At 48.7% G+C, this 18981-nt stretch carries 17 protein-coding genes; 8 read left to right on the top strand and 9 right to left on the bottom strand.

Going from position 1 to position 18981, the window contains the following annotated elements:
* Positions 1 to 46: 46 nt before the first annotated feature.
* Complete coding sequence (locus VP504_RS15200) at positions 47 to 1162, bottom strand: DUF2066 domain-containing protein (RefSeq protein WP_325891910.1); 1116 nt, start codon at positions 1160 to 1162, stop codon at positions 47 to 49.
* Positions 1163 to 1423: 261 nt separating this feature from the next.
* Here VP504_RS15200 and VP504_RS15195 point away from each other — a divergent pair, with 261 nt between their 5' ends.
* A complete protein-coding gene (locus VP504_RS15195; RefSeq protein WP_062709971.1) occupies positions 1424 to 2665 on the top strand; it encodes a uracil-xanthine permease family protein in 1242 nt (413 codons plus the stop codon).
* Positions 2666 to 2731: 66 nt separating this feature from the next.
* Here VP504_RS15195 and upp read toward each other — a convergent pair whose 3' ends face one another.
* Positions 2732 to 3358 (bottom strand): uracil phosphoribosyltransferase, encoded by a 627-nt coding sequence (upp, locus tag VP504_RS15190; protein ID WP_062709968.1) that lies wholly within the window; start codon positions 3356 to 3358, stop codon positions 2732 to 2734.
* A 190-nt stretch (positions 3359 to 3548) separates the two neighbouring features.
* On the opposite strand from upp, the gene purM reads away from it, so the two are divergent.
* Positions 3549 to 4592: a phosphoribosylformylglycinamidine cyclo-ligase gene (purM, locus tag VP504_RS15185; protein ID WP_325891909.1), complete on the top strand. Its 1044-nt coding sequence runs from the start codon at positions 3549 to 3551 to the stop codon at positions 4590 to 4592.
* A gap of 2 nt (positions 4593 to 4594) precedes the next feature.
* A complete protein-coding gene (purN, locus tag VP504_RS15180; RefSeq protein ID WP_325891908.1) occupies positions 4595 to 5230 on the top strand; it encodes a phosphoribosylglycinamide formyltransferase in 636 nt (211 codons plus the stop codon).
* 64 nt (positions 5231 to 5294) lie between these two features.
* Here the strand turns inward: purN and VP504_RS15175 are convergent, their stop codons facing one another.
* Both VP504_RS15175 and lpcA read right to left on the bottom strand, forming a co-directional pair.
* Complete coding sequence (locus VP504_RS15175; protein ID WP_325891907.1) at positions 5295 to 6119, bottom strand: class II glutamine amidotransferase; 825 nt, start codon at positions 6117 to 6119, stop codon at positions 5295 to 5297.
* Between the two features lie 15 nt (positions 6120 to 6134).
* The gene (gene lpcA / locus VP504_RS15170; protein WP_325891906.1) at positions 6135 to 6713 is read right to left on the bottom strand and encodes a D-sedoheptulose 7-phosphate isomerase; all 579 of its coding nucleotides are present in this window, start codon (positions 6711 to 6713) and stop codon (positions 6135 to 6137) included.
* A 330-nt stretch (positions 6714 to 7043) separates the two neighbouring features.
* On the opposite strand from lpcA, the gene fadE reads away from it, so the two are divergent.
* Positions 7044 to 9494 carry an acyl-CoA dehydrogenase FadE gene (gene fadE / locus VP504_RS15165; RefSeq protein ID WP_325891905.1) on the top strand — a complete coding sequence of 817 codons (2451 nt, stop codon included), beginning with the start codon at positions 7044 to 7046 and terminating at the stop codon, positions 9492 to 9494.
* 53 nt (positions 9495 to 9547) lie between these two features.
* On the opposite strand, the gene VP504_RS15160 is transcribed toward fadE, so the two are convergent.
* Both VP504_RS15160 and dnaQ read right to left on the bottom strand, forming a co-directional pair.
* Positions 9548 to 10831, bottom strand: coding sequence for a TIGR03503 family protein (locus tag VP504_RS15160; protein ID WP_325891904.1), 1284 nt, complete (start codon positions 10829 to 10831; stop codon positions 9548 to 9550).
* The gene (dnaQ, locus tag VP504_RS15155; protein WP_325891903.1) at positions 10828 to 11571 is read right to left on the bottom strand and encodes a DNA polymerase III subunit epsilon; all 744 of its coding nucleotides are present in this window, start codon (positions 11569 to 11571) and stop codon (positions 10828 to 10830) included. Before dnaQ ends, VP504_RS15160 begins: the two co-directional genes overlap by 4 nt.
* 51 nt (positions 11572 to 11622) lie before the next feature.
* On the opposite strand from dnaQ, the gene rnhA reads away from it, so the two are divergent.
* Positions 11623 to 12090 carry a ribonuclease HI gene (gene rnhA / locus VP504_RS15150; protein ID WP_325891902.1) on the top strand — a complete coding sequence of 156 codons (468 nt, stop codon included), beginning with the start codon at positions 11623 to 11625 and terminating at the stop codon, positions 12088 to 12090.
* 5 nt (positions 12091 to 12095) lie between these two features.
* Here the strand turns inward: rnhA and VP504_RS15145 are convergent, their stop codons facing one another.
* Positions 12096 to 12821: a methyltransferase domain-containing protein gene (locus tag VP504_RS15145; RefSeq protein ID WP_325891901.1), complete on the bottom strand. Its 726-nt coding sequence runs from the start codon at positions 12819 to 12821 to the stop codon at positions 12096 to 12098.
* A 31-nt stretch (positions 12822 to 12852) separates the two neighbouring features.
* Between VP504_RS15145 and gloB the strand changes: the two genes are divergently transcribed.
* Both gloB and VP504_RS15135 read left to right on the top strand, forming a co-directional pair.
* On the top strand, positions 12853 to 13611 hold the full coding sequence (gloB, locus tag VP504_RS15140; RefSeq protein ID WP_325891900.1) for a hydroxyacylglutathione hydrolase: 759 nt from the start codon (positions 12853 to 12855) through the stop codon (positions 13609 to 13611).
* Positions 13612 to 13682: 71 nt separating this feature from the next.
* Positions 13683 to 15254 carry a lytic transglycosylase gene (locus VP504_RS15135; protein ID WP_325891899.1) on the top strand — a complete coding sequence of 524 codons (1572 nt, stop codon included), beginning with the start codon at positions 13683 to 13685 and terminating at the stop codon, positions 15252 to 15254.
* 64 nt (positions 15255 to 15318) lie between these two features.
* Here the strand turns inward: VP504_RS15135 and VP504_RS15130 are convergent, their stop codons facing one another.
* Positions 15319 to 16224 (bottom strand): LysR substrate-binding domain-containing protein, encoded by a 906-nt coding sequence (locus VP504_RS15130; protein WP_325891897.1) that lies wholly within the window; start codon positions 16222 to 16224, stop codon positions 15319 to 15321.
* Between the two features lie 232 nt (positions 16225 to 16456).
* Between VP504_RS15130 and focA the strand changes: the two genes are divergently transcribed.
* Positions 16457 to 17914 (top strand): formate transporter FocA, encoded by a 1458-nt coding sequence (gene focA / locus VP504_RS15125; protein WP_325891895.1) that lies wholly within the window; start codon positions 16457 to 16459, stop codon positions 17912 to 17914.
* A 15-nt stretch (positions 17915 to 17929) separates the two neighbouring features.
* Here focA and VP504_RS15120 read toward each other — a convergent pair whose 3' ends face one another.
* Positions 17930 to 18787, bottom strand: a complete 858-nt coding sequence (locus VP504_RS15120; RefSeq protein WP_325891894.1) for an endonuclease/exonuclease/phosphatase family protein — start codon at positions 18785 to 18787, stop codon at positions 17930 to 17932.
* Positions 18788 to 18981: the final 194 nt, after the last annotated feature.

The following is an 18981-nucleotide window of genomic DNA, read 5'->3' as shown; positions in this document are numbered from 1 at the left end:
ATCAACCTGCTTTTTTGGATTCCAGCAAATGATACTTAGATGCTGCTTAGCCGATCCACTCATACTGAATCGCCGCTTCTACTGGCTCTGCAACAGGTGTCGGTTCAACCGGCACAATCACACCATCAACGCTTTCTGTCACCAAGGGGGATTTAGTCTCTTCAATGACGGGTTCAGGCAGGGCTTCAACGCGACGTAGGCGACGGTCTACCATCATTTCATTGTGGAAGATGTCTTCAGAAGCCAACAGGCTAACCCGAAACGTTGCAGTGCCCTCAATAATCGATTCAAGACGCAAGGACGCTACTGAATTCAAGCCTTTCAATGTACGTTCAATGACAAAGAAATCTTCGGCATCATCAAGACCCGATACCTCCAGCACTTTTGCATCACTGTCTGCCACACCAAGGTTCACTGCCAAGCGGGCAGAATAGAAGTCAGCCATCTCATCAATCATGGTAGCGAATGCTTGTTCTGGCGTTCCGGACGCACGACCTTCTACAGGTGCATCTTTACCGATATTTACTGCATTGGGGAACAACTGCCAACTGATACCGTTATTGCGCACCTTCACCACGGCAACACCTGCGGGGTTGTATCTCGCACTTGCCTGAGCGATAGGTCCTGCGAATCCTCCCCAAAGATCGGGAATAGACACAGCAACCACGTCGTCAAAGTCACCCACAGGCATCAAAACAGGTAAACCACGGCGTTCACCTTCCGCTTTCAGCTCATTGATGAGTGGAGATACAGATTGCTCCCACACCACATTGCGCTGAGAAGCATTATCTTCCACCAACCAGAATAGGATTTCCGGGCGCGGAGTACCCCAATAAGTCGCTTGGGCCTGGGTAAGAAGTGTACGTATCTTGCGGTCGTCAAAACCAAGTACCAGTGAACGTTGACCGTCAACATCACCGTAACCAAGCTGGGTGATGTATTGATTCACCGTTGGCAGGGTTTTCTGAATAACCGGATTGTTACCCACTTCAGACTGGCCAGATGCTCGGATAAGCACATCAACAAATGCCGCCTTTTTTGCAGCCTGTTCCGTTGCTGCATCACTGTCATCCAATACCACTTCCGCACTGAACAGTGAGGTCGCCATTGCACTGGTTTGTCCCAGTACGAGTGCCAAAACGAAAATGAAGATTCGTAACATATATTTGCCAGATAACTCGATTTTTAAACGTTGATCATAAAGTGAAGCCCTATTGTCAGCAATGGCTAAACACCGAAATTGAGTGTTATACCAACCGTGTACCATTCAATAGGCACGCTTACTGCTAACTCATTGACAATTTTTCTGACAGAAAGTTTGTCTCTGGCTGTTTAGTATTTCGACAGTATGTAATAGCTCACTTAAATGCCACATAAATCATGGTAGTATCTCGCGATTTTTTAAATTTCAGGAAGGTGCGTCATGATGCAAGTTTTACAAGGGGCACAAATGCTATTTGTTGCCTTTGGCGCGTTGGTGCTGGTTCCACTCCTTACGGGACTTGACCCTAACGTTGCTCTTTTCGGTGCCGGTATTGGTACCCTTCTATTCCAAATCATCACCAAACGTTCTGTCCCCATTTTCCTCGCCTCATCTTTTGCCTTTATTGCGCCGATCTTGTTCGGTGTTCAGACTTGGGGTATCCCAGCGACCATGGGTGGTCTAATGGCTGCAGGCTTGGTGTACGTCTGTATGGGCGGGTTTATCAAAGTGCGTGGTGTTGGCTTCATCCACAAACTGCTGCCGCCTGTGGTGGTTGGCCCAGTGATCATGGTGATTGGTCTGGGTCTGGCACCTGCAGCCGTTAACATGGCGGTGGGTAAATCTGGCGACGGTGCCATTCAGTTGGTTGATGGCTCAGTAGCGCTTTGGGTTTCAGCAGTTTCACTCATCACGACCATCGCCGTGTCAGTGTTTGCCAAAGGCTTTTTTAAGTTGGTACCGATTCTCGCTGGTATCGTCTCAGGCTATGTGGTTGCCCTTTTCTTTGGCGTGGTTGATTTTTCCCCGGTTCAAAACGCTGCTTGGCTGGCTATGCCAAACTTCACTGCACCGGAATTCAACATCAACGCGATTCTGTTTATGATCCCAGTCGCCATTGCGCCTGCCGTTGAACATGTTGGCGACATGCTGGCGATTTCAAATGTGACCAACAAAGACTACCTGAAAAAACCAGGACTTCACCGCACCATGGCAGGTGATGGCGTTGCGACCATGGCCGCTTCGATGTTTGGTGCACCACCGAACACCACTTACAGTGAAGTCACCGGTGCTGTAATGCTAACCCGCGCTTTCAACCCTGCCATCATGACTTGGGGTGCCATCACGGCAATTGTACTGGCCTTCGTTGGCAAGTTGGGGGCGATTCTACAGACCATTCCCGTTCCTGTGATGGGCGGCATCATGATTTTGCTGTTCGGTTCTATCGCGACCGTTGGCCTCAACACCCTGATCAAAAATCAGGTCGACCTACACAAAGCGCGTAACCTGGCTATTGTTGCAGTGACACTTGTCTTTGGTATCGGCGGTATGGCCTTTGGTATTGGCGAGTTCAGCCTGCAAGGTATCAGCCTTTGCGGTATCGTTGCGATTTTGCTGAACCTCATCCTGCCGCACGACATGGGTGAAACCCACGTTGTCGACAACGCGCAGATGGAAGATTAATTCTCCGCACCAAACGAAAAGAGGCTTCCAAATGGAAGCCTCTTTCATATTTCGATTTCTTGCTATTTATTTGGTGCCGAAAATCTTATCGCCTGCATCGCCCAGACCTGGCACGATGTAGCCTTTGTCGTTCAGTTTCTGGTCGATTGCTGCAGTGTAAAGCTCTACATCCGGGTGCGCTTTTTCCAGTGCATCAATACCTTCAGGTGCGGCTACCAGTACCAGCACTTTGATATTGTCACAACCGTGCTCTTTCAGCAGGTCGATGGTTGCGATCATAGAACCACCGGTTGCCAGCATCGGGTCAACCACCAGCGCCATACGCTCGTTGATATTGCTCGCAAGCTTGTGGAAATAAGGAACCGGCTCCAGCGTTTCTTCATCACGGTAAATACCGACCACACTGATACGCGCACTTGGAATGTGCTCCAAAACGCCATCCATCATGCCCAGACCTGCGCGCAGGATTGGCACAACAGTCACTTTCTTACCCTTGATTCGGTCGATTTCAACCGGGCCATTCCAGCCTTCAATGGTCACTTTTTCAGTTTCGAAATCTGAAGTCGCTTCATAGGTCAGCAGGCTGCCTACTTCTGTCGCCAACTCACGGAAACGCTTGGTGCTGATATCACCCTCACGCATAAGACCGATTTTGTGTTTTACCAGCGGGTGCTTAACTTCGACGACTTTCATGACAGACTCCTGCAAAAAACAAATTCCACGAATTATACACAAGAAAATTCGGTGGAATAGTTACATACAACTGGTTGCGCTTTTTTAAGCCAAATTCGCTGCATTGAACCTGACGCAAACGTTTTCCTTTTTGAAATACCGCTGTTAAAATGGCGCCGCTTTTTAGTCCATAACTCGGTAAGGATCCCCAGTGAGCGATAATAAGTCTTCTCTAAGCTACAAAGATGCAGGTGTAGATATCGATGCAGGTAACGCCCTGGTCGACAGAATTAAAGGCGTTGTTAAGCGCACTCGCCGTCCTGAAGTCATGGGTGGCATCGGTGGTTTCGGTGCACTTTGTGAACTGCCTACAAAATACAAACAGCCAGTCCTGGTTTCAGGTACTGACGGTGTAGGTACCAAACTTCGCCTGGCGATGGATCTGAAAAAACACGACACTATTGGTATCGACCTGGTGGCAATGTGCGTGAATGACCTGATTGTTCAGGGCGCTGAGCCACTGTTCTTTCTTGATTACTATGCAACAGGTAAGCTGGACGTTGATACAGCTGCTGACGTGGTAACCGGTATTGGCGAAGGCTGTTTACAAGCTGGATGTGCACTTATCGGCGGTGAAACCGCTGAAATGCCAGGCATGTACCACGGTGAAGATTATGACGTGGCAGGTTTCTGCGTTGGTGTCGTTGAGAAAGAAGAAGTGATCGACGGCACTAAAGTCGCTCAAGGTGATGCGATCATCGCTTTGGCTTCTTCAGGCCCTCACTCTAACGGCTACAGCCTTGTACGTAAAATCATTGAAGTTTCAGGCGCAGACGTTAACGCGGAGCTTGACGGAAAAACACTGGCTGACCATCTGCTGGAACCGACCCGCATTTATGTAAAACCTGCCCTGAAGATGCTTGAAAGCTGTGATGTTCACGCTATCTCACACATCACAGGTGGCGGTTTCTGGGAAAACATTCCACGTGTGCTGCCTGAAGGCACCAAAGCCGTGATCGACGGAAATAGCTGGGAATGGCCTGTTATTTTTAACTGGCTGCAAGAAAACGGTAACGTGACCGAGCACGAAATGTACCGTACCTTCAACTGTGGCGTGGGCCTTGTGATTGCGCTGCCTGCAGAACAAGCTCAGAAAGCCATCGACATCCTGAATCAGGAAGGCGAAAGCGCATGGTTGCTGGGCACCATCGAGAACGCTGCGGCTGGCGAAGAACAGGTTGAGATCAAGGGGTAACCATGAAAAAGCTGGTTGTTCTGGTTTCTGGAAACGGCTCAAATCTTCAGGCGATCATTGATCGCTGCCATGGCAATAACGGCATTGAAATTTCGGCTGTCATTGCAAACAAAGAAGACGCATACGGCCTTACCCGTGCGAGGGATGCCGGGATTGAGGCAGTTGTGATTGCCAGCCAAGGGATTTCAGACCGAAGCCAATATGACAGTCAGCTCATGGCTACTATCGATGAATACTCGCCAGACCTCATCGTGTTGGCGGGTTTCATGCGTATCCTGACGCCAGAGTTTGTCCGTCACTATCAGGGCAAGATGCTGAACATTCACCCTTCCCTATTGCCGAAATACACTGGCCTCAACACCCACCAACGTGCGATTGACGCAGGTGATGACGAGCACGGCACTTCAGTGCATTTTGTGACAGAAGAGCTCGACGGTGGCCCCGTCATTCTTCAGGCCAGAGTGCCGATTTTTGAAGATGACGACGCAGACAGTGTCTTCGCCCGTGTTCAGGAGCAAGAGCATCGTATCTACCCATTAGTGGTGGAATGGTTCTGTCAGGGCAGACTTAACATGGCGGATGAGAACGCCGTCATGGATGGTGAAGTGCTGGGACTGTCTGGCTACGCTGCCGACTAATTCCTTTTACCAGATACAAAAACGCGCCATCATGGCGCGTTTTTTCATTGTCTGAAAGTCAGCGTTACGAGCCAGATTCGTTTGCTTCCTCCACTGACTTCGCTGCAATATCAGCGCGATTGCAGGTGATCACTTCACCTAAATGGAACACGCAATACTCACCCGGCTGCATCTTGTGCCAGGTTTCATTGTTGGTCAGAGGCTGTGTCGCAATCACTGTCACCACGTCATTCGGTGTCGTCTCCTCCTGAAAGTCGACCGTCACTTCTTCATCTATAAGGCTAGCCTTACCAAATGGTGCACGACGGGTAATCCAGTGAAGGTTATTAGTGCAATACGCCATCACATAGTCACCATCACTGAACAGCATGTTAAACACGCCCAGTTCACGAAGTTTGTCACAACGACTGGCGATAAAACGGAACACTTCCGTCATATCATCTGGTTTATCAGGGTAGTGTTTTTCAATCTCATGCAGCAAATAGCAGAAGGCTTTTTCACTATCTGTTTCACCCACAGGTTTAAAGTGTCCTGTCGGTAAATTTTCATAGTCTGACAATTGCCCATTGTGGGCATAGGTCCAGTACCGTCCCCAGTTCTCACGGGTAAACGGATGGGTATTCACAAGACTCACTTCACCGCGATTAGCCTGACGAATATGACTGATCACGGCGCAGCTTTTGATCGGATAGCTCTGAACAAGCTCAGCAATTTTAGAGTCGCAGCTTGGGTTCGGGTCTTTAAAAGTTCTAAACCCTTTACCTTCATAAAAGACGATACCCCAGCCATCGCGGTGAGGCCCAGTATTGCCTCCGCGCTGGATTAAGCCAGTAAAGCTAAAACAAATGTCCGTTGGTACATTGGCACTCATGCCAAGCAGTTCACACATTCCTTTACGTTATCCTTATTTTTCCATTTCTTTTTCAACAAGCTGGATCAGAATGTGAATAATCTTGATATGCACTTCCTGGATACGATCCGCATAACCAAAGTGTGGGACACGAATTTCGATGTCCGCCAGACCTGCCATCTTGCCACCGTCTTTACCAGTTAGCATGATGCTTTTCATGCCTTTCTCTTTTGCTGCATCGATTGCTTTCAACACGTTACCAGAATTGCCAGAGGTCGATAGACCAAACAGCACATCACCTTTTGCGCCCACCGCCTGAACATAGCGAGAGAAAACGTACTCGTAGCCAAAGTCGTTCGACACACAAGAAAGGTGGCTTGGGTCAGAAATTGCAATTGCGGGATAGCCTGGGCGGTTTTCACGGTAACGACCGGTCAGCTCTTCAGCAAAGTGCATCGCATCACAGTGCGAACCACCATTGCCGCAAGACAGCACTTTACCACCGGCTTTAAACGAGTCTGCCAGCAGTTTTGCTGCGGCTTCAATGTCTGCAATGTTTTTCTCGTCACTTAGAAAAGCGTTGAGCACCTGAGCCGCTTCATTGAGCTCTGAACGAATAAGATCTTGGTACATGGGCAATTCTCTATTTTTTGTTGAGTCGTCCATTCCCAACCGCACCACTTATGACGATCAGGAGGATTTAGTAACAGGGCAAGCGCCCAAAAATAATAGGAGCAGTGTACCCGCAAAAAGATGAAGCTGTCGATAATCCGCCTCACCTTATGATTACCCTGCAAAAACAATCGACTGAAAAATGAACACTGTTTCATTAAAATTCTCTGTTAAGTTGTGCGCACATTTTTACCAGTCACTGTTTTACATTCTCTTAAAAACCTGCTTACAATTAAGTGGTATGACCTCTTACCATTATAAGATTGGGTTGAAGGATAAGGAGAACCGAAAATGGCAACAACCCTGTACCTAATAACGTTTCTTGCCCTATTAGCAATACTCGCGTATCACCGCGCCGGCTTGAAACTCTTCACCGCCGCTGCCGCGGTAATGTTAATTGTTGGCTCAGTGATGGGCATTGTTGGCCAAATCAGCTGGCTGGTGTTCATTGCGATTGCCATTCCTTTGAACGTTCGCTCATTCCGTGAATCTTGGCTGAGTAAACCTGCACTGAAGATGTTTAAAGGCGTGATGCCGGAAATGTCCCAGACCGAAAAAGAAGCAATCGACGCAGGTACGGTCTGGTGGGAAGCTGATCTATTCCGCGGTGCACCGGATTGGAACAAATTACATGATATCCCAGCGCCGCGCCTCAGTGCAGAAGAGCGCGCATTCTTGGACGGCCCAGTCAATGAAGTGTGCCGTATGGTCAATGACTACCAAGTCACCCATGAACTGGCGGATCTACCACCAGAAGTCTGGCAATACCTGAAGGACAACAAGTTCTTTGCCATGATCATCAAAAAGGAATACGGTGGTCTGGAGTTTTCTGCTTACGCGCAATCGCTGGTTTTACAAAAGTTGACCGGTGTTTCCGGCGTGCTTTCTTCAACAGTCGGTGTGCCTAATAGCCTGGGGCCTGGCGAGCTGTTGCAACACTATGGCACCACAGATCAAAAAGATTACTACCTGCCACGTCTGGCAAGCGGTCTTGAAATTCCATGTTTCGCACTGACTAGCCCTGAAGCAGGCTCTGATGCAGGTTCTATCCCGGATGAAGGTGTGGTCACTAAAGGCATTTGGCAAGGCAAAGAAGTACTGGGTATGTCAATCACCTGGAACAAGCGCTATATCACGCTGGCACCGGTGGCGACAGTGCTCGGTCTTGCATTTAAACTGAAAGATCCAGAAGGCCTGCTAGGCGATCAGGAAGATATGGGTATCACCTGTGCGCTAATCCCTACTGATATTGAAGGCGTCGACATTGGTCGCCGTCATTTCCCATTGAACCTGCCGTTCCAAAATGGCCCTACCCGCGGAGAGGACATCTTCGTTCCACTTGATTTCATCATTGGCGGTCCGGAAATGGCAGGTCAGGGTTGGCGTATGCTGGTTGAATGTCTGTCGGTTGGCCGCGGCATTACGCTACCTTCAAACTCTACGGGCGGTGTCAAAACTGCTGCGCTGGCAACTGGTGCATATGCACGTATCCGCCGTCAGTTCAAACTGCCTATTGGTAAAATGGAAGGCATTGAAGAGCCTTTGGCGCGCATCGGTGGTAATGCTTATGTCATGGATGCTGCAAGTGCACTGACTGTGGCTGGTATCGACTTGGGCGAGAAACCGTCGGTGATCTCTGCCATTGTAAAATACCATTGTACCCACCGAGGCCAGCGTAGTGTGATTGACGCTATGGACGTGGTTGGTGGTAAGGGTATCTGTATGGGCTCGAAAAACTTCTTGGCCCGTGGCTATCAAAGTGCCCCTATTGCCATCACCGTAGAAGGTGCGAACATTCTTACCCGTTCGATGATCATCTTCGGTCAGGGCGCTATCCGCTGCCATCCATTCGTTCTGGAAGAAATGAATGCTGCCTACAAAGAAGACGAGCGTGAAGCTTTGGCTGGTTTTGACCAGGCATTGTTTGGCCATGTTGGCTTTGTGATCAGCAATCTGGTTCGCTCTGTCTGGCTGGGCCTGACTGATGGCCGCACTTCCAGTGTACCTCGCAAAGACGAAACGGCACGTTACTACCAACAAATGAACCGCTACGCGTCTAATCTGGCTTTGTTGTCTGATATTTCAATGGCAGTGCTGGGCGGCAACCTGAAACGCAAAGAACGTCTTTCTGCGCGTCTGGGTGATGTATTGAGCCAACTGTATCTCGCTTCGGCAACCATGAAGCGTTACTCGGATGAAGGTTACCAGAAAGCCGATTTACCTCTGGTTCACTGGGGAATGCAAGACGCCTTATATCAGGCGGAGGAAGCGCTGGATGATTTCCTGGCAAACTTCCCTGCCCGCTGGGTAGCAACTCCGCTGCGTGTTCTGCTGTTCCCATTTGGCACCCGCCGCACCAAACCAAGTGATATACTGGATGGCAAAGTAGCTGCGATTTTGCAAACACCTGGGGAAACCCGAAGTCGCATTGGCCGTGGCCAGTTCTTGGAAGCGTCTGAACACAATGCGGTAGGTAAGATTGAGAAAGCCTTACTGGATATTCTTGCAGCAGAGCCTATCTACCAGAAAGTGTGCGATTCGACTGGTCAGAAACTGCCATTCATGTTCCTAGATAAAGTGGCCGAAATGGGTCTTCGAGAAGGTGTCATCTCAGAAAAAGAAGCGGAAACCCTGCGCATTGCGGAGGAAGGACGTCTCGAAACCATCAATGTTGATGACTTTGACCCTACTGAGTTAGCTGCAGCAAGCAAAATGCTTGATAAAGTGGTACACGCCGCTTAATAACGACAAAAGGAGAAGCCTGGCTTCTCCTTTTCTTTTTACGTAAATTCCCGTTAAGCCGCTTTATCCGGCTCTTCCGATGGAGGCGCTTCCAACTCTTCTTCCGTCTCTGCTGCCAGCTTCTTACGCTTGATGATGCGTACTACAAACCAGCCGCCAACAGCCAGAATAAGCAACAAAATATTGCCACCGATGATCGTAGTCATCGCCGTCTTTCTGTCTGCTTCGCGCTTCTCGGCCGCAATGCGCTCATCTTCAATACGTTGGCGCTCAGCCTCTCGTTCTTCACGCTCACGTTTCGCTTGCTCGATAGCTTCGTAATCCGCTACCGCAAAAGTCTGCTCAGGCAATTGGAACACCAGTGGACGACCAGAGAGCTTGTCCGTTCCATAGAGCCAAGCATGCCACTTGTGGCGCCCCGGCTCTTCGAAGTTATCAATATCTACCGTCAGTACCGTATAGTCTCCCTCAGCAACACCTTGATATACAGATGGCTTACCATTAGGGTCAGTAAATTCGGAATGCGCAGCGATTGAACCAGGTTCAATACTTGCGGTGTCCGACTCTACCAGCAAGTGGTGCGGTAAGGCTTTTTTGCGGCTTTGTTTGAAGGTTGCCATCAAAGGAGTCGGATACACCAACACTTCCTGCTCTAAGGTTCGGAAAAAAACGCCGTTACCAGAGGTGACCCGCGCACGATACTTGCCAGGGTGGACGTTGATAGGCAATTCAACAGTAAATACACCATCACCTGCGTATTCATCCAATCCTGCCCCATCATCTTTGAAGCGTCCAAGCGACATAGCCTGTGGTCGTTGATCGACGGGAATATCATCCACACTTACCAGAAATTCAGTGAAGGTGACGGTCAGCTCAACCCGATCAAGAAAATCCCTCAGGTTCAAAGGTACATCGCCTTGCATCAAACGGGCGGTAAACTTAAGGGTTTCACCTTGGTATAGCCGATCAGGGAAGGTATCCACCTTCATACTGAGCTCTGAAAGAATGCGGATTTTGTTTTTGGGAGTCACCTTACCAATGGCCTGCCAAGGACCCGGCATCGGGTTTTGAATCGAGATAATGTCCATATCCGGCTCTTTGTGCCAGGAGACATTATCGGGATGGCGAAACTCGTAAAGCTTGGAACCATCCGGCTGCACAAGCACAACCGGACGACTTGGATTTTGGCGATAGATAACAAAAGCAACCTGAGTGATGGTGGAATCGATACGAAAGCGGTTATTAAGCAACCGTATATCACGATCCGATGTCTGCTCCGCTGCGACATTGAACGCCATCAGCAGAGTGAGCAGCAATCCAGCCCACCTTGTTTTCATACACTCTCCTGTTGCCTCCACAAACAGCTGCCATTCTTTTCGATGATATCCAACTGCTTTTCATGTTCACTTAGTTCATCGGCAGAGGCACTGATAATCTTTAGCTTTTTCGTACCCGCTTCGACACGCCGGATGGCTTCACCACCGCCGCCATCATCGTTTGACTCACTGCCACTGAATTTCAACGTGGTCTGGCCACCTGTCATTAACAGGTAAACGTCAGCCAAAATCTCGGCATCGAGCAAAGCGCCATGAAGGGTGCGGTGCGAGTTATCTATGCCGTAGCGTTCACAGAGAATATCAAGATTGTTTCGTTTGCCCGGAAAGATTTTCTTCGCCATGGCAAGCGTATCAGTCACCTTGCAGAAGTCGTCGGTTTTGCCGATCGATGGATCCAGCATCAGGAATTCATAGTCCATGAAGCCGGTATCGAAGGACGCGTTATGAGCAACAAGCTCCGCGCCTTTAATGAACTCGATAAACTCAGCGTGAATGTCACCGTATTCCGGCTTATCACGCAAAAACTCATCAGTAATACCGTGTACGGAGATCGCTTCCGGATCGATGTCGCGATCAGGTTTGATGTACACATGGAAATGGCGACCGGTCAGCTTGCGGTTGATGATTTCCACTGCACCAATTTCAATGATGCGGTGTCCTTCATAATGCGGACCACCTTCACGGTTCATACCCGTGGTTTCGGTATCGAGAACGATAATTCTGTCGTAACTGGCTTTCATAGCGGCACTTGTGTCAGACTTGGCGATTGATTTCCTCAGATACTAACAAATATGGTCAAGCAGGTAGAAATTTTCACGGACGGTTCTTGTCTCGGCAATCCGGGACCAGGTGGTTATGGCGTGGTCATGCGCTATAAACAGCATGAAAAAGAGATGAGCGAGGGCTTCAATCTCACCACCAACAACCGCATGGAACTGCTGGCTGCCATTGTTGGTCTGGCAAGCCTGAAAGAATCCTGCAGCGTGACACTGACGACAGACAGTCAATATGTGCGTCAAGGCATCACTCAATGGATACATAACTGGAAGAAGCGCGGCTGGAAAACAGCAGACAAGAAACCTGTAAAAAATGCTGATCTTTGGCAACGTCTGGATACTGAAACCCAGCGTCATACTGTAGACTGGCAATGGGTGAAAGGCCATGCGGGGCACCCGGAAAACGAACGCTGTGATGAATTAGCAAGAACAGCGGCAGAAAACCCGACAGGGCCAGATGAAGGTTACATCCCTTCCGAGTAAATATCTCAACCGCCGGTGCGGTAATTCATACTCACCGGCGATAGCGACTTTTTGAGCTTCCATTTCGGTTTGATTGGCTTAAGGGGATAAGTTCGCTTGCGGGCAACAATAAAATAGAGCGAGCCAATTGCTGGTAACAGTCCTGAGCAGGCATTCTCAAACCATACGCCACATGTACGGTGACGCGTCGCCGGAATCAGTCCGAAACATGACATTTCCACAATTTCGTAATTCAGCACTCCCAACCAGTCCCTCACCCTTAATGGTGTAAACATCCGTCCACTCCAAGGCAGTTGATTCTTACGCCAAGGAATTAATCGACCGATCCCCATCAAACTACTGGGATTTACTCCTGAGAGGATCAGGTAACCATCGTCTATCATGACACGGTCAATTTCGCGCAACAGCCGGTGAGGGTCATCGGTGTAATCAAGCTGATTGGCCAGAATACAAACGTCGAAGGCTTTATCGAGGAAAGGCAGGTCGTAGCTCTCAGCCTCCATGTTTCTCAGTGGATTGAGCTTATCAATACAGACCTGATGCTGAATGTTACAATGACCTGTCGCCATCTCGCAACTCAGGCCACCAAGCTTCAGCATGTGATAACCAAACAGTCTGGGTAACCACTCGTCCAGCCGCGTTTGTACGTGCGTGCAAGCCCATTCACCATGTGCGAATTGATCCCAAGTATATGGGTATTCCAGTGGACGTTGGCTGCGTGCTGGTTTCATAGTGTTTTTGAGTTATAGCTGGAGAGATTCAATGCTATCTGTAACAAGCATACCCGCATTCTCTGATAATTACATCTGGCTGCTAAAAAATGATGACAATCATTGCGTTGTCGTCGATCCAGGTGATGCTGCGCCCGTGCTTGAAACCCTGAAAAACGAAGGGCTGGCGCTAGATGGGATACTGGTTACCCACCATCACAATGACCACATCGGTGGTATCCGTACATTGCTGGAGCACTTTCCAAATCTCACAATTTATGGCCCAACGACCGAGCGCTTCCCCATGGTCAATAAAAAGCTCAAACATGGTGACAGTTTTACACTGTTCAATGTTGAGTTTACAGCTTTCCAAGTTCCGGGACATACGTTGGACCACATTGCTTATTACGCTGAAGGCATGCTGTTCTGCGGTGACACTCTCTTTTCAGGTGGATGTGGCAGATTGTTCGAAGGTACACCTAAACAAATGCACCAATCTCTGACGCACCTAGCATCTTTACCCGACAATACACTGGTGTTTTGTGCGCATGAATACACGCTTTCGAACCTGAAATTTGCTCAAGCGGTAGAACCGAACAATACTGCGCTTAACGAGTATGTTGTTGAAGCACAGGCAGTTCGTGCCCAAAATATACCGACGTTACCCAGTTCGATTGGTCGAGAGAAGCGTATTAACCCCTTCCTCCGCGCCCATGTAGACAGTGTTAAAGCCGCCGTGAGTCAAGGTGCGACTGACTCTACGGATACCGAAACTTTTGCGGCGCTCCGACGCTGGAAAGATGAATTTTGACACAAGTCACTTGTAAGCAGGAGTTCCGGCCGAGTATCATCATCGGCCATTTTTTGAAAGGTCAGAGATTAATGAAGTTCCGTTATGTGCTAGTTGGATCGATGTTCCTCGCAGGATGCCAAATTACCGGCCAGAGTGATGTTGGAACCACGACTAACACGCCAGAGCAACAGGAAGAAGCCCTCGTAAACACTGACGTCGCTCAGACGGCAGTCGAAACTGAAAAGGTCGGGGAGCGCGAGCCTGTCATCACGCCACAAACGCAGGATGATGTCTGGGAACGGATTGCCATGCAGCTAGAGATGCCTGTACCGGAAAATAAGCGTGTTAACTATTATCGCAACTGGTACCTAAAACATCCGCAGCATCTAAAAACCGTAGCTGAACGCGCTGAACCTTTCCTTTACCTCATTACTGAAAAAGTAGAAGAGCGCGGTATTCCTCTTGAAATCGCGCTTCTGCCTGTTGTAGAAAGCTCATTTGATCAATTTGCATACTCACATGGTCGCGCAGCAGGTCTTTGGCAGTTTGTGCCGGACACAGGCCGCCGTTTTGGCCTTGAGCAAAACTGGTGGTATGACGGCCGTCGTGATGTGGTCGCATCAACAGATGCTGCATTGGATTTGTTGGAGTACCTACACAAGAAATTTGATGGTGACTGGCTGCATGCGCTGGCTGCTTATAACACCGGTGAAGGTCGCGTGTTCAGAGCAATCAAAAAGAACAAGGCCAAGGGGCAACCAACTGACTTCTGGCATCTGTCTTTACCAAAGGAGACCAGCGGCTATGTACCTAAGCTGATCGCCGTTGCAGATGTGGTAAAAAACAAAGAACGTTATGGTTTGGATCTGCCAGCGATTGCCAATAAACCTGTGGTTGAACAAGTAGAGCCCGGTATGCAGATGGACTTGGCGTTGGCAGCTAACTACGCTGGTCTATCTCTGTCTGAGCTTCAAAGCCTGAACCCTGCTTATAACCACTGGGCGACAGCGCCAGACGGTACAAATCACCTACTGCTGCCAAAAGAAAATGTGGCTCGCTTTAATAGTAACCTGACAGAAAACAACAATCAGGGCATCAAAGTCACCCGCTACAAAGTGAAAAGCGGTGACTCTCTGGGTCTGATTGCAAAGCGCCACAATACAACAGTAAAAGTGATACAACGTGCCAATAGCTTAAAAGGGACCAATATCCGCGTAGGCGAGCACCTGCTGATTCCTGTATCCCTAAAAGATGAGGGGCAGTACACGCTAAGTGCACCACAGCGCCTGGCCAAGCTAACCAGTAAGAAACGTGGTGATATCAAACTTACTCATACCGTTAAAAAAGGTGATAGTTTCTGGACAATCGCACGCAAACACGGCGTGTCCCATACTTCGCTGGCGCGCTGGAATGGCATGGCACCGAAAGATCCGCTGCGTATTGGTCAGGACTTGGTGATCTGGAAAAAAGCCGATGAAGGCGCACGTATTCGCACTATCTTCTACCAAATCCGTGAAGGTGATTCACTGAGCGGCATTGCCGCACGCTACAAGGTGTCAGTGTCAGATTTGGTGAAATGGAACTCACTGAGAAAGAACGCATATATTCAGCCAGGACAAAAACTAAAGCTATATATCGATGTCACCAAAGTGAGTGCTTAGCTTCTAGTTAATAAAAAAGCGCGCAGCGTTTTAGCTGCGGGCTTTTTTGTATCAACAAAATTGATTACATCACCATAGGGTGTCGCTTCATCATCCTGATACCCTCCCGCTTAAAGCAATCCACCACCGGGTTTTCCGCCATATCGGCTCGCCAAACAAAAGAGAGTGAGCGTGAAATATCCAGTTCCGGTACATTCAACGCCACCAACTTTCCATCTTCTATATACTGCTCAACATCTAAGTAAGGTAAACAGGTGACATAAAGTCCATTGGCAACAAGACTTCGGATAACTGGAATATGTTCATACTCGCGCCAAACATCAAGGTCAGCGATATGGCGAGAAATGGCACTCTCAAATGCCATTCTTGTCCCGGAACCATGCTCGCGCAAAATCCACTGAGCCTGCTCCAACTGAGCCATACTCACCCGATCCCTTTTAGCAAAAGGGTGGTGGGCCGCTGCCACGATCGTTAGGTGATCAGTACACCAAGGTTCCTGATGCAGCCGGTTGTCATCAACCCGCCCTTCAATAATCCCCAGATCATAGCGGTAATCCAATACACCCTGAATAATAGAGCTGGTACTTCGCACGCCTAAGGAAATTCGAATTTCTGGAAAGTCATAATCAATAATACTGATAAGGTCCGGAACCAGGTGTTCTGCTGGAGTTTGACTTGCCCCAAGGCGGATTTCGCCGCTCAACAGGTGCTGGTCATAGAAGCCCATTTCAATCTGCTTGGCGTCTCTCAACAACCGCTTGGCCTTTGGTCGAAGCCATGCTCCCCAATGCGTCAGGATTAGGCGCTTCCCTTTTCGCTCAAAAAGCGGTCTGCCTAACATCTTCTCAAGCTGTGACAGCGACATACTGGTCGCAGACTGGGTCAGAGCCAGTATATCTGCCGCCTGACTGACGCTGCCGCAATCCGCAACGGCATCGAAAACTGCCAGTTGTTTAAGTGAATAGCGCATGACTTCCCCCCCCAGAAAAGCAGCGAACGTTAAACCCCTTTATTTTTATGGATTTATTGTACACACCCTAAAAAAATTCATCAATAAAATTGAATACAAAACAAAGGATTATCAATTGTACTTGACCACTCAATCACACTTAGTCTGAAAGGGAAGTCAGGTACACCGCCCGACTCGAGGAAAAAGGAAAAGGAAAAGGAAAACAATATGAAACAACAAAGGAGGGGAAGAAATGACAACTGCGTATTCTGATCACGACTTCGTCTCAGTGAAAGGCTTCTCTGCGGCTGAAATGATGTCCGAGGCAGAGCGCTATGCACTGAAGAAAATCAGCAAAAGAAGTGGAGCTACCGTCAGTCTTGCAGTGCTGGCTGGCGCCTTTATCAGCCTCGCGTTTCTTTTCTACATCACAGTCACCACAGGCAATGACAGCGCAAGTTGGGGAATGACTAGGCTGATTGGCGGGCTCGCATTCAGTATGGGTCTGATACTTATAGTGATCTTTGAAGGGGAGCTCTTCACCAGCACAGTGCTTTCGAGTATCTCCTGGGCCAACAATCAGGTAGGCATCGGAAAGCTGTTCAGCACCTGGGGCAAGGTCTACCTCGGCAACTTTATCGGGGCGATGATTTTGCTAGCGTTGGTAACAGCAGCAGGGCTATACCAACTGGATGGCGGTCAATGGGGGTTGAATGCACTCAATATCGCACAGCATAAGCTCCACCACACTTGGCTTGAAGCTTTCACACTCGGCGTGCTCTGTAACATTCTTGTCTGCACAGCGATTTGGCTAACCTTTTGCTCTGCAAATCCTGTCGTCAAAGCTGTGATGACGATGTTGCCTGTTGCCATGTTCGTGTCCAGCGGTTTCGAACACAGCATCGCCAATATGTTTATGGTTCCGCTGGGTATCGTCATTTCTCATTTTTCACCGGACGCTTTCTGGATTCAATTAGGTGTATCAGCATCAAGTTACGCTGACTTAACTGTTTCCCATTTTGTCGTTAATAACCTTATTCCAGTGACACTTGGCAACATTGTCGGTGGCGCTGTACTGGTTGGCCTTGCCAACTGGGGTATTTATACAAAGCAAATGCAACAACCTGAAATGCTGGCCGTCAACTCGCCAGTGACACTCAATAAAGCCAGTAAGGATTCTGCCATGATGAACGAAATGAAAGTTAAAGATCTGATGAATACCAGCCCTATCGTTTTTAAAGCCACTGATCGCACTGCAGATGCTATCGATGTGCTGCTTTCTAACCAACTGACTGGTGCGCCGGTTTGCAACAATCAGTTGCACGTGGTCGGTTTCTTCTCAGTGCACGATGTGATGGTCAACCTATGGTGTGAGGACTACCTACCAGATGCAGATCAATGCGTAGGCGACCTGATGAATGATGATGTGACGGCTCTTAGCGCCAACGAAAGCCTGATTGATGTCGCTGAGTTTTTAGTCGTCGACAAAGAAAAAGCCTTTCCTGTTTCGGGTATGGGTATTGCAACCAGCTTGAGCTGCAAACCGCTTAAAGACCGCGTTCGTGAAGCGAAAATGAGTAAACCTCATATCCTACCAGTACTGGAAAATAATCGTCTGGTTGGTGTTATCTCCCGCTCGGATGTATTGAAGGCGATGCGCCCACTCTACAATGCGAATGAAACAGTTGGCCAAATGTCACAGGCAATCTGAAGAAGAGAGGCAGCGTTAGTCGCTGTCTTTTTCTTGTGCGTCTTCAAACACAAAACTTGCTTCAAGCTTCGCATGGTCAGAGGCGTTAGTATCAATAGATTTAGCGTGTTGTAACGCCACCCCACGGTAAAATACGTGGTCCAGCGGATGACTGAAAACCCGTAGCCTTTCATCTGGCTGGAAATTCGTTTCCTTTAGCCCAATCGCACTTAACTTATCTTTCACGACAGATAGTCGTTCATTACTCCAGGTGTTTAAGTCTCCTGCAATAATCAAAGGCCCATTAAGTGGCTCTACCGCTTCAACCAACACATCCAATTGCTCAGAATAATCAGTCACACCATAAGTAAAATTGATACTGTGAAGGTTAATCACAGACAACACCTCCCCATTGGAAAGCGAGAAAGCACTGTACAACGCACTCTTTGGTAATCGGAGATAAGGCTCAACTTTGGTGTAGGCACACACTGTCTCTGGTACTGCTTCAGACAAAGTCATTACACCTGCGATCTCTCCATTAATCGCAAATGCATAGGCCTGATTACTATGCCAACCGCTCTCTTCCAAATAGTTGAGCATTTGTGGTTTGGTTTGTGCTTCCTGAAGCAAAATGATGGTGTTATCCACCGCCAGCGACTTAAGTTCAGTATCCCAACCTTCCAACTGCTGTTTATAGATATTCCATACAGCAATGTTCAAAGGCTTCGAGACATCAATCTCCGAAGGATTTTTATACTCGCGGCATTTCACAGCACCTTGACCAGAAGCAAGCTGAGGTGAGTCAGGGACATCAACGAGAAAGTAGACGAGAGCAATGCCTAGTACAAGAAATGCGGTAGAGAGAATAACCCAAAGGCTTCGAAGTTGATTCATAGTGCCGATTAGCGTTTAAGAACTAAACCAGCCTGAAGGATACACATAAACCACCACTCCCGCACAGGGATTAAAGAGCAAATCCAAACCCCAAAGCGCGAAAAGCCCCAGTATTGCTGCTGGGACGCGTAGTCTGAGGCTTGAAGATGGTAGGGGTGGAGGAATTCGACGGAGGCTTGCCATCAAACGGATTG

Origin of the sequence: Grimontia sp. NTOU-MAR1 (assembly GCF_035758505.1) — a bacterium.
Classification (GTDB): domain Bacteria; phylum Pseudomonadota; class Gammaproteobacteria; order Enterobacterales; family Vibrionaceae; genus Enterovibrio; species Enterovibrio marinus.
The sequence above is the reverse complement of the archived record's forward strand: the minus strand, read 5'-3'. Positions and strand labels throughout refer to the sequence as shown.